Origin of the sequence: Clostridium sp. SHJSY1 (genome assembly GCF_031626875.1) — a bacterium.
Lineage (GTDB): Bacteria > Bacillota > Clostridia > Clostridiales > Clostridiaceae > Clostridium.
On sequence record NZ_JANDMF010000003.1, the window covers coordinates 112,603 to 132,836 of the forward strand.

Here is a 20,234-nt window from a genome sequence, read left to right on the forward strand (position 1 = left end):
TATAGCTTTATGGGCATGAAAATAAATAACATGTCCAAATAGTCTGGCAGATTGACTTGTTATTTTTTTGATTGTCCCTTAATGAATAGCTGGTAATTTTGAGATTAAAAAATATTCTATAAGTTTTAAAGCTACTGTTTTTCTATAGATTGCTGTTGATCTTTGATCATTAATAGGCGTTATCTTTTCTGAATAAGCTTTTTTTATAATTTCAATTTTATTTTTTATATCTTTTAAATCTGTTCCTATTATAATATTTTCTATTTCTTTTCTTCTAACAACTGTTGTACCTACTGCACCTAAGGCTATTCTAATATCATTAATCTTTTCATTTTCAATATCTGCAAGAGCAACAACGGATAATTTTGAGATAGCTGAGGCTTTCCTAGCTCCTACTTTTTCATAGTAAGTAATGTTTATTTTTGATTTTGGTATGATTATACTTTCTAAAATTTCATCTTTTTTAAGAGTAATTTTTCTTGGACCAAGTATAAAATCTTCTATATTAATTTCTCTTGATATACTTATGTTAGTTAGCTTCAGCTTTGCATCTAATGCATATAAAATAGGTAGTGTATCTCCAGCTGGTGATGCATTACAGATGTTTCCGCCTATAGTTCCCTTATTTCTTATAGCTGGCGATGCTATTTCTTTAATAGCTTCTTTCAAAACATTAGGAATTTCTTTTTCTTTTAAAAGCTTTGAATAAGTACAAGCTGCTCCTATTTCTATCATTGAGTCACAAATTTTGATTTCTTTTAACTCTTTCAAATCACCTATATATAATAAATCCTTGTCAAACTTAGGAAGAAGTGATGTTATATTCTTATTTCTAACCATAAGATCAGTTCCACCAGCATGAATAATTATATCTTTCTCCTCTAATATTTTTAATGCTTCTAAAAGTGTATTGGGATAATAGCCTTCTACCATAAACCATCACCTCTTTCAGCTGCCATAAGGATTCCAACTATTATCATGTTATAACCTGTACATCTACATAAATTCCCCGAAATACCTTCTCTCACATCATTTTCTTCTGGTTTTGGATTTTTAGACAGTAATGCATGAGCTGCCATTATCATACCTGGGGTACAAAATCCACATTGTACTGCTCCTGCTTTAGCAAAACATTTTTCTAGAATATCAAATTGTTTTGTTCCTTTTAATCCTTCAACTGTTATTATTTCTTTGCCTTGAACAGAACCAATTGTAACTAAACATGAATTAACTAATTCTTTATCTATAATCACTGCACAGGCACCACATTCTCCTTCCCCACAGCCTTCTTTGGGGCCTGTTATATCCATATCATCCCTTAGAAAATCTAGGAGCCTTTTGGTATGATGCTCTTTTGTTGTAATGATTTTATTATTAATATTTAATTTTATCTCTTTATTCATTTTCTATAGCCTCCATAATCCATTCAGGTGTTACAGGGATTTTACCTACCTTTATGCCTAATGCATTTTCTATTGCATTTGCATAAGCTGGTGCTGTTCCAACTAAGGTCAACTCTCCAGCCCCTTTTGCTCCAAATGGACCAAGATCACAAGGATTATCAACTAGTTCATTTTTCATATTCACAACATCCTTTGAAGTTGGAATAATATAATCTGTTATACTATGTTGTTTTATCCTTCCTTCATCATCACAGTCCATATTTTCACAAGAACCATATCCAAGACCTTGTATTACACCACCTTGTATTTGACCTTCTATAATAGTCTCATCTATTGGAATTCCTATATCATAAACTGTATATATTCCTTTAACTTCTATAACAGCTGTTATGATATTCACTTCAAGTTCTACAATATTTATCCCCCATGAATAACTTGGATAAGCATCACCATTAAACTTTGTTATATTCCAAGGTATCAAGTCTGGATGTTTATAGTTTTCTTCTATTTCTTGTTCTTGTCCATTTTTCCAATTAACCTTAAGTCTATTAGCTGCTCTTTCCAAAAGTTTCCCAACTACCATTATTGATCTTGAAGCTACTGTTGGTCCTGAATCTGGAACTCTATCTGTATCTGGATTTTCATACTTTATGTCTTCATAATCTATATCTAAAACCTTAGCAACTATTTTCTTAAATGTGGTTTGAAGGCCTTGCCCCATATCTGTATTTGCCACTAATATTTCCACTTTTCCATCTTTATCTTTTAAAAGTTTAACCTTAGCTTTTATAAAATCCCTTTCTCCACTACCTGTAAATCCGCATCCATGCAAGAATAAAGATATCCCTATTCCCTTTTTCATAATTCCATCTTCCTTAGAATACTTTTTGTATTTTTCACTAAAGTTACTTATTTTTTCAGCCTTTTTTAGCATTTCTTCAAGCTTTATATCATAGGTAAATTTCCCACCAGTACAGGTATCATCACCTGTTTTTACAAAATACTTCTTTTTAAATTCTAAAGGAACAATACCTATTTCATTTGCTATATGTGCCATATGGGTTTCTATCCCAAATATACTTTGTGGTCCACCAAAACCTCTAAAGGCTCCTGTTGGAATAGTATTTGTTTTAGCAACACGACCTTTGACCCTAATATTAGGTATGTTATAAACTCCTGTTGCACAGAGAAGTGACCTTTGAAGTACAACAGAAGATAATGTCTTATATGCTCCACCATTTAATGTTATATTTATATCCATACCAATTAGATTGTTATCTTTATCTAAAAAGCTTTTGTACTTTAGTAAAGCTGGATGTCTTTTTGGTGTAAAAGACATATCTTCAATCCTATCTAATAAAAGTTTTACTGACTTTTTTGTTTTATATGCTGCAACAGCCACTTGTGCTCCTAAAAGGGAGGGGTAATCTTCTTTTCCTCCAAAGCCTCCTCCTGTAGTTGTTTGAACTATCCTTACTTTATTTTCTTCACATCCTAAAGCTTGCACAACTGCTCCTTTAACATAGTAAGGACACTGCATAGTTCCATAAACTGTTGCTTTTCCATCTTCATATACCCCAACAACTCCTTGAGTTTCTAAGTATGCTTGTTCTTGATAACCTGTATAAAACTCTTCTTCTATTATTTTTACTCCATTTTTTATTGCTTGTTTTATATTTCCTTTTTTATACCTATATTCTGACAAACATTCTTCGTATTTTTTTAAATCAAGTACAGGCTCTCTTTCTTCATATTCTACTTTTATTTCATTTAAGATATTTAATACTTCTTGAATGTCAGGCCCTACAATTAAAAGTATAGGCTCTCCTATATAATTAACTTCTTTATCTGAAAAGATTGGCATATCATTTTCAATTATCTTAACCTTATTTATTCCTGGTACATCTTCTCCTTGAACTACAAAGTATCCATCTTTTAAATTTGGGATAATTATATTTTTGATAGCAGCCTTTGCTTTTTCTGAGCGCAATGTCTTGGCAAATAAACTATCTTTAAACTTAATATCAGCTATATATTTAGCCTCACCTTGAACCTTTATTTGATGATCAGATTTTTTAACTGACTTTCTTATACTCTCCATAACTCTTCCTCCAAAACTTTAAGCATATGTAAGGAATTCAGCTTAAAATATATTTTCTATGGCTTTTTTAGGACATCTAGATTGACATAATCCACATCCAAAACATTCACTTTCTTTAACTGCTACTTTCCCATCTTCACTACTTATAGCAAAATAAGGACATATTTTTTCACATAACTTACAATTTACACATTTATCATAATTAATTAATGGATAAATAGGATCATACTTTACATCTCCAGTTTGCAATTCTGTATTTATCACTTCTTTTATTGAATTAAATCCATACTTCTCTAATGCTTCTGGTAGATCATCTATTATCTTTTTATATAAGTCTTTACCTTTAAGCATTGCAGCAGATAACATTTGAACAGCACTAGCTCCTGCAAGTAAAAATTCTATTACATCATCTGCTGTTGAGATTCCACCGACACCTATAATTTCACAGCTTGGTATGGCTTTTTTTATCTTATGTATAATTGCTAAGGCCATTGGCTTTACACGAGGACCTGATGTCCATGCTTCTCCTTCTTTATTTCCTAATAAGACCTTTCTTGAAGTTATATCTATTTTCATAGTAGGCCCTAAAGAATTAATAGCAACTACACCATTTCCTCCATTTTCCATAACCATTTTTGCAAATCCAATTAGATCAGGTATATGTGGACTAATCTTCATAAAAATAGGTTTCTTTGTATGTTTTCTTATAGTTTTCAAGTTTTCTTTTATTACATCTAAGTCTTTACCTACATAATGAGTAGATATTTCAAAAGCATCTGCATACTTGTCTAATTTGGGAATTAAGTAATCCATATCTTCTTTTGAGTAACCAACACTTACAATTAAGGGGGTATTTATATCTTTTTTAATCTTTGGCAGAAAGTTATCTATCCACATCTCTGGCCCAAACTCAGACCAAAGCTCTGCATTCATTACAAAATCTTGTCCACCATATATACAAGGCTTAACTACCTCAGCGGCCTTACTTGATATAGTCTTTGTAACCATGCCTCCTACACCAAACTCTGAAATTATTTTCATTTTTTTATTATCACCAACTAATGGCCCTGAAGCTGGCATTAATGGATTTTCTAAATAGATTCCACTTATTTTTGTATTTAAATTCATATTATTTCTCCTTACATTTTTCCCAAACTTTTTTTGATATTTTTCTTGACTCTTTATAAATCTCATCTTCATCTTGAAGTAGCTTGTAATCTTTTAATAATAAATTTCCTCTACACCATACATTTTTAGGTTTAAAGTTATCTAACATTCCATAGAAAAAATGACCAAATAAATTTTCTTTTGTTATAGGTGTAGGTGCATTATATTCTAAAGTTAAAAAATCTGCCTCATAACCTTCTTCTATTTTTCCAAGATTACAGTTTAGAATTTTTCCTGCATATTCAAAATTATTTTCTATAACTTTTTTAATATTATCTAATGAATATGCAGTAGGATTTCTATATTCTGAGTGCATTCCATACATTAAATTACTGATATCTCTAGTTAAATTAAATCCTAGTCCATCGTTTCCTAATAAACATTTTATATTTCTTTTTTCAAAATCTAATACATCAGGAAGTCCAACTGCATTATTAAGATTCGATGTAGGATTTAATGCAATATAAATATTATGACTCTTTAAAATATCCATATCACTTTCACATAAATAAATACAATGAGATAAGATAGAATTTTCTCTAAGCAAGTCATATTTCTCTAATCTTTCAATTGGAGTTTTATTATATTTCTTAAGACTTATGATATTATCTTCACCACTTTCTCCTATATGAATGTGTATTGGGATTCCTTTGCTTTTACTAGCTATTTTCTTTAAAGATTCATCACTTAAGGTGAAACTAGCATGCATTCCCAATAATCCTCTCACCATATTTGAATCATTTTTACTAAATTCTATGTTTTCCTCAATACATTCATCAATTGAAAATCTATCACTTGTCTCAAAACAGAATATTCCCCTTATCCCTAATTCATCACATAAAGCTTTTTTTAATAAATTTAAACTACCCTTTATTTTTCTTCCACTAGCATGATGATCAACAACAGTAGTGACTCCATTTTTTATGAACTCCATTCCACTTACAAGACCACTATAATAAATATCATTTTCTTCAAGCACCCTATCTAATTTCCACCATATTTGCTCTAATAGTTCCACAAAGCTGTTAGGATTAAATTTTGTCACCCATCCTCTAGCAAAGGTTGAATATATATGACTATGGCAATTTACAAGACTGGGCATCAAAATTTGTCCATTACAATCTAAAACCTCATCTGCACCTTTAAAGTTTTCCATTTTACCTGTTTCTATTATTTGATTATCAAATAATATATAGGAATTTTCCTTAAACGAATCATAATTAAATATATTTACATTTAGTAATGCCTTAATCATATTTCTAATCTCCTCTGCAAGAATTGTCCTTGACCACCTAAAAATTGACTTTCTTTAACTATGAAATTTCCTTTAGAAATAGTTGCAATTATTTTACCTCTTAAAGTTTTACTATTATATATAGAGTTATCATCTATCACTTTTGTTGTTTGATTTGGATCAAAAATCACTATATCTCCACAGGCACCAGGAATTAAAGTTCCTTTCTTTGGATACAATCCATGTATTTTTGAAGGTCCTATTGTAAATTTAGAAATTATACTTTCTCCAAAGAGTGTAAACATATTTAGGAATGAGTATTTTACTCCATCTACTCCCATTGGAATTTCACTTGTATATTTCTTGTTTTTTAACTCTTTTGCATATGGACAATGATCTGTAGCTATTACATCAATGGCATCTATATTTTTGATCATCTTAATTCTCTCTTCTTCACTCCTTAATGGTGGTGTCATAGTGTAAAGAAAACCTTCTTCTTTTTCATATAATGAAGAGTTAAATCTAAAATAATGAGGTGCACTTTCTAATATTATGTTTGAATGTAAATCATTTGGATAACAGGTTTTTAATTTTTCTAATGTAGTGCCACAGTTAGTATGAACTATATATAAAAGTCCATCTCTAAAACTGGCTATTTCTGCAAGCTTTAGAATTTCTGTTATCTCCGAAATGGCTGGTCTAGACTTTTCATGGTCTTTTACTAAAATATTTTCTTCTTTTATCATTTCATTATTTTCTGCATGAACTAATATTCTTGTCTTAGTTTCTTTTGAATATTTCAATAACTTGTCTATATAGTAGTCTTTAGTTTGCCTATTAGTAGAAGCATAAGTTGTAAATAGTTTTATAGTAGGCATTCCAAGTAAGGCACTCTTGTTTAAAAGCTTTTTAACATTACCTTCTAAATTTCCAATTGTTACATGAAGTCCATAATCTATAACACTTTTTTGGGCTAAATCTAGCCTTGTTTCAAAAGCATTATCTAACTCACTTAAATTATTTATAGGAGCTAAAAAGTCTATAAAAGTTGTTATACCTCCCAAGGCAGCTTTCTTTGAACCATTATAGAAGTCATCTTTTGAAATATTTCTTCCAACACCTAGATTAAAGTGAACATGTGAATCTATAAAACCTGGTAAGACCATTTTTCCCTCTGCATCATATATTTCTTTACACTCTAAGCTTGAGTTAGTTATGGTGTCTATAATTCCATTTTTTACATATAAATTGCTTTTAATAAAACTTCCTTCTAAATATAATCTTCCATTTAATATTCCTAAATCAAAAATAGTAACTCCTCCTCTCTATGAATATAGATATTTTTGATTTTCTCTCTTTATCACTTAATAACAATATAATTTTCTATAAAAAAAGAGGTCTTATTTTACATTCATAAAATAAGACCTCTTTGTCTAAGTTATATCATATTAAATTTTTTATTTGTATTAGATTATACCTTTGTATCCAAAAACAGGCAAGACTTTTTTGCTTCTTTTCTTATAGCAATATAATCTTCTTGAGTATCTACATCCATTAAAATCCACTTATCTTTTATATTTAAATATTTACACTTCTTTGTGCTCAAGTATTTTTTTAAATTAGAATCATCATTTTCCTTTAATATTTCATCTATAAATTTACTCTTTATCAGAATTGGATGTCCACCTCTGTTATTAAAACTTGGAATGATAACCTCACCATCTTCTACTACTATTCTTTTCACTACATCTTTTTTTATTAATGGATAATCTCCTGGAGTGATTAAAAACCTTTTTTCTTCAACATATTGTATTCCTTTCTTTACAGATGAAAACATACCTTTATGAAAATCTTCATTAAACACAACTTTTACTTTTGAGTAACCTTCAACTAATTTGTGAATTTTTTCTTGTTGATATCCACTAACTACTATTATTTTATTACATTCATCATATAAAGATTCTATACATCTTTTTAATATTGGCTTATTATTAATTTTCAGTTCCATTTTGAAAGCATTGGCTCTACTTGAATAACCTGCTGCTAAAATAACTCCATCTACATTCATAAATTCTATCCTTTTTAATTTACAATTTTATTAAAGTTCCAAAATTTCCATTAAAATATTCACCATTTTTCAATACTATATTTCCATTTACTATTACATATGAGATTCCTTTAGGATATTGCTTAGGTTCTATAAATGTACCCTTATCTATAATTTTATTTTTATCAAATATCACTATATCAGCTTTATATCCTGGTGCTATACAACCTCTATTTTTTATTCCAATTGTAGCTGCAGATTTATATGTCATCTTGTAAATAGCTTCTTCTAATGATAAAACTTTAAGTTCTCTAACATATCTTCCAAGTCCTCTTGGAAAAGCTCCATATACTCTTGGATGTGGTTTGCCTCCCAAAAGTCCATCTGTACAAAAATTTTGCTCTGGTCTTTTCATAAATTTGATTAAAATATCTTCTGATCCATAATAATCAATCATCCCCACAGCATTTTCTTCTTCAATAAGTAAATCTAAAGCAGCTTCAACTGGATCTTTCATTCTCATATCTCCAAGTTCTTTTAAATTTTTACCTATTACATCCTTGTTTTTATCTTTTTTTACTGAAGTTATATATATACCTTCTATTCCTGCAAATTCAACAAAGTTGTCCCAATTACAATCTGTCTCATAGATTTCTTTTATTATTTGACTTCTTAAATCTTTGGACTTTATTCTTTCCAACATTTTGTTGGCTCCACCATTATGCACCCATGGTGGAATTATAACACTAAGCATTGTACTTCCTGCTTCATAAGGGTATTGATCAAAGGAAATTTTTACTCCTTCTCTTTCTGCTTCTTCAATTAAAGCTATCATTTCATCTGCTTTATGCCAATTATTTTTGCCACAGATTTTAAAATGAGAAAAATGTATTTTTACTTTGCTTTCTTTACCTATTCTTATTATCTCTTTCATAGAGTCAATGATATCATTAGCCTCACTTCTTTGATGGACAACAAAAATCTTATTATATTCAGCAACTACTTTACAAAGTTCAATAAGTTCTTCTGTTTCACCATAGGTACATGGGATATATATAAGACCTGAAGATAACCCAATTGCACCTGCTTCAAGTTCTCTTCTTAAGATTGACTTCATCTTCTCTATATCTTCTTTACTAGCTTTATTAGATGAAAGCCCCATTGACTCCATTCTAATATTTCCATGAGGCGCGAGATAGCACACATTAGATACTACCCCTTTTTCTTCTATTTCATTAAAATAATCTTGAACCTTATTATAATTCCAAGAAATATCATCACTATCTCCTTCGAGACCACTTAGATTTTTTCTCCAATCTTTAATAAATTCAGTTGGAAGTGGAGCCATGGATATTCCATCTTGTCCTAAAACCTCTGTAGTAATTCCTTGAAATATTTTAGGCTTAATGTCTCCATCACTTAATATCTTTAAATCAGAATGACTATGTGTATCAATAAATCCTGGAGCGACTATTAGTCCATCTGCATTTAACACATAGTCTACTTTTCGTTCTTTTAAATCACCTATTTCTTGAATAATATCTTCATCTATTATAATATCTTGTACATATCCATTTTTTTTAGTTCCATCTATTATAGTTCCACCACTTATCATCCATCTCATATCTTATTCCTCTAATCCTAATAAGACTTCCATTATTTTATGATATCCATTACATGCACTCACTAGATCTTCTATTTCTATATATTCATCTATGGTATGAGCTATATTTTCCTTTGATGGACCAAATCCTATAGTTTTAATATTAGCTTCTCCAGCATAATGACTTCCATTTGTACAGAAAGAATAATTAGTTATCTTTGGAGTTAATCCTATTTTCTTTAATCCTTTAAATACATCTTGTACAAACTTTTCACTTTCTTCATAACACCAAGCTGGGAAGAATCTTTCACCTTCAATAGTTTCTCCTGTATGACACTTTTCAGTTCCTTTAGCATAAGAAACCTTATAATTTATACTAGAATCTTCACTTTTCAATTCTTCAATTAATTTAATTATAGGTTCTAATACTCCTTCCTTAGTTTCGTGAACTAATAATCTTCTGTCATAGGTGACTTTGCAATAACTTGGTACAACTGATGCTCCTGGATAAGGTGATGATTTAATGTCTGTAAGTTCTAAAATTCCTTTTCCTAAAAATTTATCCTCTTCATATTGAATTTCTTGAAGCTTATTTATTATTTTAGACATGGTATAAACAGCGTTAACTCCTTTTTCTGGATTAGCTGAGTGTGCTGGCACCCCAAAAGTTTCAACTATAATTTCAGCTCTTCCACGTTGGCCTATTTTTAAATTTAGTTCTGAAGCTTCACCAATTACCACATAGTCAGGTTTTACAATTTCACTTATATTTCTTGATGCAACACCTTCAAAACATTCTTCATGAACAACTCCTGATATATATATTTCTCCAGGGAAATCTCTATTATTGCCCTTAGCAAAACATTCAGCGGCTATTATCATAGCTGCTAAGGAACCTTTCATATCAGAAGTGCCTCGTCCATAAATCTTGTTATGAAAATTCTCAGCCCCAAATGGATCATGGGTCCATTCATCTCTATTGCCTATTGGAACTGTATCAATATGTGCATCAAAAAGCACTTTATTCCCTGGCTTGTTCCCTTTTATTTTTCCTATTATACTTCCATACTTATCTATAATAACTTCATCAAAACCTAAGGATTTCATGTTTTCTTCAAGACATCTAACAACCTTTCCTTCATTTCCTGAATAACTCTCAATCCTAATAATATCTTCACAAAGTTTTATTAACTTCTCTTTTCTGACCTTCTCCACTATTAATCAACCCCTTTTCCACATATATATGTTTTTACTATGTTATTCTTATTACCTAAATAAACTAATCTCTCTAACCTTTCTTCTATAGTTCCATTTCCTGTTTTCCATAAATTTTCATCATCTATAACTAAGGCATCAAACTCATAACCTTTTTCAAAACTTCCAACCTTTCCAAAAAACTCACCTCCACATTTTGTTGCTAAATAGAAAGCTTCTTGAAGAGTTAAAGCTTTTTCTCCTTCTTTAAAACATGCATTTCTAAGTTTTGACATTTTAATAGCTGCTGATATTACTGAAAACATGCTTAAAGTATCACCACCTGCTATATCTGAACCAAGACCAATTTTTATATTTTTTCTTAGTAATTTATTAATAGGAGATATTCCACTTGATAAATTTTCATTAGATGTTGGACAATGGGCTATAATCACATTATTTTTCTCTATTGTATTTATCTCTTCATTTGTTAAATGTACACAATGAGCCATTATTGTCTTTGTCTGTCCAAAAAGCTTAAAGTTATCATATACATCTCCATAATTTCTAGATTTGGGATGTAATTCTTTTACCCATTGAATTTCTGATAAATTTTCTGATAAGTGTGATTGAACTGGTATAGAATTCTTTACTGCTAAGCTTCCTAATTCTTTCATCAAATAACTTGTACAGCTTGGAACAAATCTTGGGGTAATTATTGGTTTTACAAATTTATATTTTTTACTACATTTATATATCCACTCTTTAGTAGCATTAATAGATTTATCACTATTTTCTTTTAAGTTATTAGGACAATTTCTATCCATATTTACTTTTCCCACATATGATATAATTCCCTTTTCTTCAAGAAGGTCCATTAAAATTTCTGTAGATTCACTATGAATGGTTGCAAAAATAACAGCTCTTGTAGTTCCTTCTTCATATAACTCTTGAACAAATTCCTTATATACTTTTTTTGCATATGAGGTATCTTTAAACTTTGATTCTTCTGGAAAAGTATATGTTTCTAGCCAAGGCAATAACTCCTTATCATATCCAATTCCTCTTATAGCAAACTGTGAAGCATGGGTATGTAAATCTATAAATCCTGGAATTATAAGTCTATTTCCATAATCATCTATCTTAATATTCAAAAATTCTTCTGGCAGTTTTTTGTATGTTCCTTGAATGATTTTTTCATCTATTACTATATATCCATTTTCAATGATATTAAATGAATTACTATCTTTTGAATATACAATATTACCTTTTAAAATTTTTATATTGTTTTTATAATTTTTCATATACATTAACCCTCCTTAGTTTACTTAGATAAAAAGAAAACTGGATTCTCATTCACTCCATAAGTAAGTTCACTTAGCTTGGGTATTTTCCATTCCAAACTATATCTCGATAACTTTCTTTATCTGTATTCCCTTCAGTGCTAAAACAAAGTATTCTTGAGTTTTCATCAAGCTTTAACTTTTCTTTTAGCCATTGTAAATCTTTTTTCTCCATAATTTCTGCAACTATTCCAAGTGTAACTGCGCCACTTTCTCCTGAAATAATTTTTTCATCATCACCTATAGGATTTCCCAGTACTCTCATACCTTTTGCTGATACATAATCTGGACATGATATAAAATTATCACTATAATCTTTGATTACTTCATAACCTATACTACAAGGTTCTCCACAAGCAAGTCCTGCCATTATAGTATCCATATCACCTGTTATAAAATGGAGTTTTCCATCATTTTTTTCTGCTGTTCTAAAAATACAATCTGCCTTATTTGGTTCTACAATTGTTGTTATTGGTCTATTTTCGCCATAAATACTAGCAAAAAATCCTTGCATAGCACTTGCAAAAGCTCCAACTCCTGCCTGCAAAAAAATATGAGTTGGCATTTCTGCTTTTATTTCTTCTAGCTGCATATACACTTCGTAAGCCATTGTAGTATATCCTTGCATAATCCATGTCGGAATTTTTGTGTATCCTTCCCATGCAGTATCTTGAACCATTACCCATTCGTTTCTTTTAGCTAAATCATTTGAATATCTCACTGCTTCATCATAATTCATATCAGTTATGGAAGCTTCAGCTCCCTCTGCCTGTATATTATTTAACCTTTCTAATGAACTTCCTTTTGGCATAAACACTACAGATTTTTGTTTTATTTGATTAGCTGTCCATGCAACTCCACGTCCATGATTTCCATCTGTTGTAGTAATGAATGTTAAATCACCAATCTTATTTTTAACTTCACTAGAAATCATTTTACTATATGGCAAATTATCTATATCTTCTTCTATCTTCTCAGCTATATAATTTCCTATTGCAAAACTTCCTCCTAGCACTTTAAATGCATTCAATCCAAATCTATAAGATTCATCTTTTACATAAATATTATTTACACCTAAAGTACTAGCTAAACTTTTTAATTCTCTAAGTGGTGTAATATTATAATCTGGAAAACTACTGTGAAACCTTTGTGCCTTTCTTGCAACATCTATATTTAAAAAATCTAATGATTTTTTATTGTCTTTTGTTCTCTTATAACTAACATGCTTAAACTCTTCTCCCATTATGATTTTCCCCTCTACTATTGATAAATTAAATTTAATCACACTAAATAAATTTATTCATATATAGTCATTTCAATTCCCATTTAAGTATTTAATTTTTCTAAATACATTTTAAATGTACTTATTAATTTAAAAAATCTAATAAAAAAAGCCACCACTAATAAAATAGTGATGACTTCATTGTCACGTACAAGTTTAGTATAATTAAATTTATTTAATGTATGTATAATACCATTTGTTAGAGAGATTGTCAATAATTTTATAATTCATAAATTATTTCTAAAATTGTGGAGGAGTTATTGTTGAAATAAATATCATTTCTTCTTCACCCACATTTATAATTTGATGTGGAGTTGTACCAAAATAATATATTGTATCTCCTTCTTCAAGGGTGTATTCTTCTTCTCCCACCTTTATCCACATTTTTCCTTTAAGTACATAAGTTACTTCTTCTCCTGGATGAGTAAGTGGCTCTGTACATGTCATAGCCCCTGGTTCTAGTTTAGCCATAAACATTTCAAGTTGTCTATCTGTATCTGGACATAGTAATTCATAAGTCATATGAGATTCTGAAAAACTTATTTTTTTCCTTTCATTATGTCTTACTACAGGATTTTTCACTTTATCATCAATTAAAAAATAAAATACAGCAACTCCTAACACTTCTGAAATTTTTCTTAATGATGAAATTGAAGGCTCTGATAAATCCCTTTCTATTTGACTTAAAAATCCAGATGTTAAATCAGTTTTTTCTGCTAGTTCTTTTAAACTTAAACCAAGTTGCTGCCTTCTCTCTCTAATTTTTGCTCCAATCATAGTACTTCTCTCCTTACATTTAACATATTATTACAATTACTTTATAGGTAACATTATCTATTAGTCTATATAATTAGTCAATAACTCTAATTCATATTCTATTTATATAAATCATCTGCTAATATTATTAAAAGATTTTCATCTATTATTTCATAAGATCTATTTGTTTTTTCTAAAGCACCTTTCTTTATAAAGGCTTCTAATGTCCTTAATAAATGTCTATAACTTGTTCCTAATAATTCTGCTATTTCTGTTAAATTTTCTTCAAAAACAAGCTTTCCATTAACATGACTTTTCATAGCTAACATATAACTAGCTAATCTATTTTCCAAAGGATAAAGAAGATTGATGGCACTGTTTTTAGATGTATCTTTCAATTTTTTACTTATAGAATTACAAGCATATCTTAAATATTTTATATCATTTAATAGAATTTCTTGAACTTTATCTACATGCAGAGCTATACAATATGCATCTTCTATTACTTGAATATTTGCATCAGCTCCTTCTGAATTCATAAGTTCTAAATCACCAAGCATCATCAAAGGATAATTAAATGATAATAATATATTTTTTCCATTTTTAAGTGTTTTAAAGACTTTTAGTTTTCCTTTTACTATAAAATAGAGATAATCAACTTTTTCATTTTGCTTTGAAAGAAACTCGTTTCTATCAAAGCACAAAAGCTCCATGAATCCTCTCATATCATTTGTAAACACTTCATTCAATTTATATTTTTTTATATACATTTCTTTTATTTTATTGTTTTCTATTTTTTTCATATCTACCCTCTGCATATTAAATTCTTTTATTAATATGACATATGTCATACTAATTATCAATATTTTTATGATAGATTATTTATAGAAATGAAGGGGGATAACTTATGTTTAATATTTATTCAGTAATAATTGGAGCATTAATTGGTCTTATGACTAGTCTTAATGGAATTTTAGCAACCTACACAGGTAATTATATATCCAGTGTTTTAATACATCTTGTTGGACTATTAGGTGTTGTAGCTATATTGATATTTACAAAAACAAAACTTATCTTTGATAAAACCTTACCCCTTACACTCTATAGTGCAGGAGTAATAGGTGTATTTACAGTTTTATTTAACAACTACACTTTTGTTCCAATTGGAGCTAGTTTAACTATGGCACTGGGTTTATTTGGTCAAGCTGTTTCTTCTATAATAATAGATAATTTTGGTTTACTTGGAGTTAATGTTGTTAAATTTAATAAAAAAAAGTTAATTGGACTTGGAATTATATGTATTGGTCTAATAATTATGACTGTATATTAGGAGGAAAATATGATTTATATACTAATTTCTGTTTTAGCAGGAGTAACTATAGTTGTGGCTAGAATAATAAACTCAAATCTAGCTTCAAAAATTGGTCTTTTTCAAAGTACCTTTTATAATTTCTTAACAGGATTGTTATTTTCAAGCATCATATTATTATTTAATAGAGAATCCTTAAATATTTCTTTTACTTCTGTTCCTATAATGGCTTTTCTAGGTGGCTTAATAGGAGTGATTTCTATATCATTCTCCAATTATGTCGCACCAAAAATCTCTGCGTTTTATATGGCACTTCTAATATTTGTTGGACAATTGTTTATTGGAATTCTAATAGATTATTTTACTTTAAATGAATTGTCCCTAGGTAAGGTAGTTGGAGGATTAATAGTTGTTATTGGACTAGGATTTAATTTGCTTGTTGATAAAAAAGAATTAGAAGTTAATTGACGTAAAAATAAACCATTAGCATTTCCCTTATGCTAATGGTTTATTTTCTATTTTAATCTAATTTGTTTTCCATTACCTTTTCACCTAATCATATCTTTCAACCATTTATTATCACTGGATAAATTATCATCTAACTTAAGAGAAGCAGCAAGTGGTAAATACTTAAGTATTTCATCTTTACTAAGACTAGCATATTTACAATAATACTCTAAATATTCCTCAGAGAATTTTTTACTCTCATTAGCTACAATCTCTCCAGATTTTTCTTTTATTGATGGAGAATTAAGAGCTAAGTAACTTAATCCAACATCTATTATTGGATTACCTATAAAACAGTCATTCCAGTCAAGGACAAAATATTTGTCAGAGTTTACAAGTATATTAAAAGGATGAAAATCACCATGACAAAGTTTATTTCTAATTGGTAAACTACTTAATAATTCTTCTACTTTTTTTATATTATCTCCTAATATTCTCCTTGCTCTTGAAATTCTCCAATTAAGTGTATTACTTTGTTTGGGAATTTCTTTTACAAAGCACTGATTAATTTTATAATGCAAATTTGCAAAGTCTAGTGCTATTTTTGATGTATCATTAGATTCCATTAAAACTTCAGCTAGAGACTTTCCATATACTCGTTCATATATTATTGCAAAAGTGCTCTTTAATCTTATTGTTTTAATATATTTAGGAATACTTAATGTTGTATTATTCAATATTTTCCCAATATACTCCTCATATTGTATAACTTCAGATGATATATTGGGTTTAAATACTTTAATAACTTCAGCGTTTGACCATTCATAAACATCTGCAGTAGCACCGCTACCAATTAACTTTCCTATGGAATTTTTCATATAATATATCCTCTTTACATTTTAAATATTTTTAGCAATTTATATTATTATATTTTTAAACATGGTATATATTCAATAACTTTACTTTTTAAACTTCATACATCTTCAAATATTCTTTAGTATTATAAATCATTTCATCAAATAATATCCTTGATTCTTTTAATCCTATTGTCATTAAAGGATCATTTACAAAAGCGTTATATGCCAAGTTTAAATCTTTAGTAAATGCTGCTTCTATTATGGTTTCTAAATTCATTACATTTCTTAGAACAAGTCCATTAATATCTGATGGTAAACTTCCTGCGTTTATTTGTGATATGCTATCTTCTCTTAATAATGCATTTGTTTCAACTATTACCCCTAAAGGAATTCCAGCAACTTGTCCTCTATTTGGTATATTTATATTTGTAACTAAATCACCTAAGCCCAAAAGTGCTTTCATTTGATGAACGCCTTCTTCTCCGGTTTGTTTTAACTTAAATTTTTCTTCTCCATTAATATATGATTTGCTTTTCTTTAACCTTTCTTCTAAATCCTTCATTCTCCAATCTACTGTAGTAAGTCCAAATTTCCATGACTTAACCACTTCTGGATCTTTAAGATACCAAGTATTTGGCGTAAATTCAGCAAGGTGCCTATCTCCAGCAGCAGCAATTAACCCATACCTATTGAATAAATCAAATTTCACCCTATTTGCACTAGAGAATGAATCATTCATCCAATGTCCTTCTTTTTCTTCTTCAAAACCTTCTTCATAATATTTATCTACAAACTTTCTATACAAAGGTATTAAATTTTCACCTTTATATGAAGCCTTATTTATCCAAGTAAAATGATTTATACCTAAAACGTTTATCTTTATTTCATCTCTTTCTGGTATATCTATTCCTTTCATGTCATGTAGCATATTTGCAAGTAATTTCTGTGTTCCAAAAACTTCATGACAACAACCAAAAGCTTTTACATCTGGAAATACCTTATATAAAGTTCTTGTACACAATCCCATTGGATTAGTATAATTTATAACCCATGCATTTGAAGAATATTCTTTTATATTTTCAGCTATTTCAATATACATTGGTATAGTTCGAAGGGCTCTAATCACTCCTCCTGGACCTGTGGTATCTCCAACTGATTGATAAATTCCATACTTTTCTGGAGCATGTACATCTGATCTCATCTCATTGAAAGTACCTGGAAGTATGGAAATTATAACAAAGTCAGCTCCTGTTAGTGCTTCTTTTAAGGAATTAACGGCTTGATACTTCCAAAAGCCTTTTACTCCTTCTATATTTGAAATAGAATTTCCTATTGTTTCATTATTTTTGGCTGCTTCAAAATCTATATCATATAATTTAACTGTTCCAGATAGTTGTTCTTCTGAGGCTAAGTCACTCATCAATCCCCATGCCCAGCCTCTAGAACCACCACCTATATAGGCTATATTTAAGTCTTTTACATTACCATCAACATATCTCATATTAACAAACACCATCCTTTATATTATTGAAGTTAAACAATCCTAATCAACTGTAAACGTTAACTTTCATCTTTATAATAAACAATATTTGTTGTATTTTCATTACATCTTTTGCTTATTTTAAGATAATTCAACATATTTGGCTTGTCTTATGATATTATCTATATAAGAAAATAATTTATATAATGTAAGGTGATGTTATGGATTTAAATATATATGATGAAATAGATTCACTTTTCTTTATTGAAAGACAAAAAGTAAAAGGTTTATATAATATGAGTTATAGACATTATCATGATGGCTATGAAATATATTATCTCCTTCAAGGTGAAAGAAATTATTTCATTAAAGATAAGGTTTATAATGTTTCTAAAGGAAATTTGGTATTTATAAATATGAATGACTTACACAAAACTTTAGATTCTGAAAAGAGTAAGATTTTTTATGAAAGAATCTTAATAAATTTTAAAAAGGACTTTTTAAGTGATATGTTAGCTTCAGAAGTTGAAGGAAATATATTCTCATTGCTTAAAATAGATTCTGGGGTAATAAATTTGGATTTTGAAGAAAGTAATATAATTGAAGAATTCTTTTTCAAAATGTTAAATGAGGAAAAGAATAAATCAGTTAATTCTGAATTATATATAAAAACTCTTTTGATACAATTGCTTATTACAATAAATAGATACAAAGCTAAATACATTAAGCTAAATGAGAATGAAAAAAATCATAATATCTTTAAGATAGTTAAATACTTAAATGACAATTTTTCTAATAAAATCTCTTTAAGTAGTTTAAGTGAATTATTTTTTATGAGTGAGTCTCATCTTAGCAGAACTTTTAAGAAAGTTACTGGTTTTAACATTATAACTTACCTAAACATTATTAGAATAAAAGAAGCTCAAAGAATACTCTCTAACTCAGATGATACTATTACTGAAATTGCATATAAGGTTGGCTATGAAAGTATAACCCACTTTGAAAGAGTATTTAAATCTATAACTTCTATGTCACCTTTAAAGTATAGAAAGATTAACCAAAAATAGGAGGTTCACTTTTGAACTTTCTATTTGTATAAGTTTTTCATTTCTTCTATCATATTTGTAATAATTTTTCTAACATGTTCAGGGGCTATTACTTCTACTTTGCTTCCTAAACTTAAAAGCATACTATAAACCCATTCATCTTCTGGTAATTCAATTTCAATAATATTACCATCTATTTTATATTCATCAAAATAGTCATCAACTTTTCTTAGAAATCCCTCATTACTTTTCAGTTTTAACTTAATAATATCCTTTTCTCTATTATTGAAGAATTTTTGTTCTTTAAATTCTCTTTCTTCAGTATAAATTTCACCTAAAGATAAATTATTCATCCTTCTAACTTTAAACATTCTCATGTCATTTTTTAATAAGCAAAATCCTACTAGATACCAATTCATACTTTTAAAAATTATTTTTACAGGCTCTACTGTTCTATTAGAAAATTCCCCTTTTACATTATTATATTGAAATGATACTTTTCTCTTTTTTGTGAAAGCTTTATCTATTAATTCTAGCTTTTTCTTTATCTTCTCTCCATTACTCCAAGAAGAAAAATCTATAATCATTCTACTAGAAGATTCTTTATTATCTATTGATTTAAACTTCTCTCTTAAAATTTCTAAATGTTCAGAGTTATAAGACTTAAAAAGTCCATTTAAGAGCTGTGAAATAATATATACATCATCACCATTTATAACGCTTCCATTAATTCTATAGCTATCTAAAATTTCATATCCGCCATCTTTTCCTTGATAAGAAACTATAGGGATTCCAGCTTGATCTATTGATATAATATCTCTTTGAATAGTTTTTACTGAAACCTCAAATCGCTCTGAAAATTCCTTGGCTGTAGTCCTACCCTTATTATTTAAAATTGTAATAATACTAATTAATCTATCTATTTTCATTTAAAAATCCCCCCCATTTAATAATAACATTAAAAA

19 protein-coding genes are annotated in these 20,234 nt (G+C 28.8%); 3 read left to right on the forward strand and 16 right to left on the reverse strand.

Going from position 1 to position 20,234, the window contains the following annotated elements; genetic code table 11:
- Positions 1 to 78 precede the first annotated feature (78 nt).
- The 13 genes from NNC19_RS02905 to NNC19_RS02965 all read right to left on the reverse strand — a co-directional run bounded on the left by NNC19_RS02905 (position 79) and on the right by NNC19_RS02965 (position 14,933).
- Positions 79 to 933: an FAD binding domain-containing protein gene (locus NNC19_RS02905; protein WP_310937104.1), complete on the reverse strand. Its 855-nt coding sequence runs from the start codon at positions 931 to 933 to the stop codon at positions 79 to 81.
- Positions 927 to 1,403 carry a 2Fe-2S iron-sulfur cluster-binding protein gene (locus tag NNC19_RS02910; RefSeq protein ID WP_310937105.1) on the reverse strand — a complete coding sequence of 159 codons (477 nt, stop codon included), beginning with the start codon at positions 1,401 to 1,403 and terminating at the stop codon, positions 927 to 929. The genes NNC19_RS02905 and NNC19_RS02910 overlap by 7 nt, the downstream gene beginning before the upstream one ends.
- Positions 1,396 to 3,504, reverse strand: a complete 2,109-nt coding sequence (locus tag NNC19_RS02915) for a xanthine dehydrogenase family protein molybdopterin-binding subunit (protein ID WP_310937106.1) — start codon at positions 3,502 to 3,504, stop codon at positions 1,396 to 1,398. Before NNC19_RS02915 ends, NNC19_RS02910 begins: the two co-directional genes overlap by 8 nt.
- A 42-nt stretch (positions 3,505 to 3,546) precedes the next feature.
- Complete coding sequence (locus tag NNC19_RS02920; RefSeq protein ID WP_310937107.1) at positions 3,547 to 4,632, reverse strand: 4Fe-4S binding protein; 1,086 nt, start codon at positions 4,630 to 4,632, stop codon at positions 3,547 to 3,549.
- Between the two features lies 1 nt (position 4,633).
- On the reverse strand, positions 4,634 to 5,926 hold the full coding sequence (locus NNC19_RS02925; protein ID WP_310937108.1) for an amidohydrolase family protein: 1,293 nt from the start codon (positions 5,924 to 5,926) through the stop codon (positions 4,634 to 4,636).
- Entirely contained in the window at positions 5,923 to 7,071 is a 1,149-nt protein-coding gene (locus NNC19_RS02930; protein WP_310937109.1) for an amidohydrolase family protein, read from the reverse strand. Before NNC19_RS02930 ends, NNC19_RS02925 begins: the two co-directional genes overlap by 4 nt.
- A 305-nt stretch (positions 7,072 to 7,376) precedes the next feature.
- Positions 7,377 to 7,973 (reverse strand): nucleotidyltransferase family protein, encoded by a 597-nt coding sequence (locus NNC19_RS02935; RefSeq protein ID WP_310937110.1) that lies wholly within the window; start codon positions 7,971 to 7,973, stop codon positions 7,377 to 7,379.
- 19 nt (positions 7,974 to 7,992) lie between these two features.
- Entirely contained in the window at positions 7,993 to 9,576 is a 1,584-nt protein-coding gene (locus NNC19_RS02940; protein WP_310937111.1) for a D-aminoacylase, read from the reverse strand.
- 3 nt (positions 9,577 to 9,579) lie between these two features.
- On the reverse strand, positions 9,580 to 10,770 hold the full coding sequence (locus NNC19_RS02945; protein WP_310937112.1) for a YgeY family selenium metabolism-linked hydrolase: 1,191 nt from the start codon (positions 10,768 to 10,770) through the stop codon (positions 9,580 to 9,582).
- Between the two features lie 2 nt (positions 10,771 to 10,772).
- The gene (guaD, locus tag NNC19_RS02950; protein WP_310937113.1) at positions 10,773 to 12,053 is read right to left on the reverse strand and encodes a guanine deaminase; all 1,281 of its coding nucleotides are present in this window, start codon (positions 12,051 to 12,053) and stop codon (positions 10,773 to 10,775) included.
- Positions 12,054 to 12,126: 73 nt separating this feature from the next.
- The gene (gene dpaL / locus NNC19_RS02955; protein WP_310937114.1) at positions 12,127 to 13,335 is read right to left on the reverse strand and encodes a diaminopropionate ammonia-lyase; all 1,209 of its coding nucleotides are present in this window, start codon (positions 13,333 to 13,335) and stop codon (positions 12,127 to 12,129) included.
- Between the two features lie 279 nt (positions 13,336 to 13,614).
- Complete coding sequence (locus NNC19_RS02960; RefSeq protein ID WP_310937115.1) at positions 13,615 to 14,151, reverse strand: XRE family transcriptional regulator; 537 nt, start codon at positions 14,149 to 14,151, stop codon at positions 13,615 to 13,617.
- A 98-nt stretch (positions 14,152 to 14,249) separates the two neighbouring features.
- Positions 14,250 to 14,933: a cyclic nucleotide-binding domain-containing protein gene (locus NNC19_RS02965; protein ID WP_310937116.1), complete on the reverse strand. Its 684-nt coding sequence runs from the start codon at positions 14,931 to 14,933 to the stop codon at positions 14,250 to 14,252.
- A 104-nt stretch (positions 14,934 to 15,037) separates the two neighbouring features.
- Between NNC19_RS02965 and NNC19_RS02970 the strand changes: the two genes are divergently transcribed.
- Entirely contained in the window at positions 15,038 to 15,460 is a 423-nt protein-coding gene (locus NNC19_RS02970; RefSeq protein ID WP_310937117.1) for a DMT family transporter, read from the forward strand.
- A 9-nt stretch (positions 15,461 to 15,469) separates the two neighbouring features.
- The gene (locus tag NNC19_RS02975; protein ID WP_310937118.1) at positions 15,470 to 15,907 is read left to right on the forward strand and encodes a DMT family transporter; all 438 of its coding nucleotides are present in this window, start codon (positions 15,470 to 15,472) and stop codon (positions 15,905 to 15,907) included.
- A gap of 80 nt (positions 15,908 to 15,987) precedes the next feature.
- On the opposite strand, the gene NNC19_RS02980 is transcribed toward NNC19_RS02975, so the two are convergent.
- Both NNC19_RS02980 and NNC19_RS02985 read right to left on the reverse strand, forming a co-directional pair.
- Positions 15,988 to 16,764 (reverse strand): phosphotransferase, encoded by a 777-nt coding sequence (locus NNC19_RS02980; RefSeq protein ID WP_310937119.1) that lies wholly within the window; start codon positions 16,762 to 16,764, stop codon positions 15,988 to 15,990.
- An 88-nt stretch (positions 16,765 to 16,852) separates the two neighbouring features.
- The gene (locus tag NNC19_RS02985; protein WP_310937120.1) at positions 16,853 to 18,244 is read right to left on the reverse strand and encodes an alpha-glucosidase/alpha-galactosidase; all 1,392 of its coding nucleotides are present in this window, start codon (positions 18,242 to 18,244) and stop codon (positions 16,853 to 16,855) included.
- Between the two features lie 200 nt (positions 18,245 to 18,444).
- On the opposite strand from NNC19_RS02985, the gene NNC19_RS02990 reads away from it, so the two are divergent.
- A complete protein-coding gene (locus NNC19_RS02990) occupies positions 18,445 to 19,290 on the forward strand; it encodes an AraC family transcriptional regulator (protein WP_310937121.1) in 846 nt (281 codons plus the stop codon).
- A gap of 20 nt (positions 19,291 to 19,310) precedes the next feature.
- On the opposite strand, the gene NNC19_RS02995 is transcribed toward NNC19_RS02990, so the two are convergent.
- The gene (locus NNC19_RS02995; RefSeq protein WP_310937122.1) at positions 19,311 to 20,198 is read right to left on the reverse strand and encodes a YafY family protein; all 888 of its coding nucleotides are present in this window, start codon (positions 20,196 to 20,198) and stop codon (positions 19,311 to 19,313) included.
- Positions 20,199 to 20,234 lie beyond the last annotated feature (36 nt).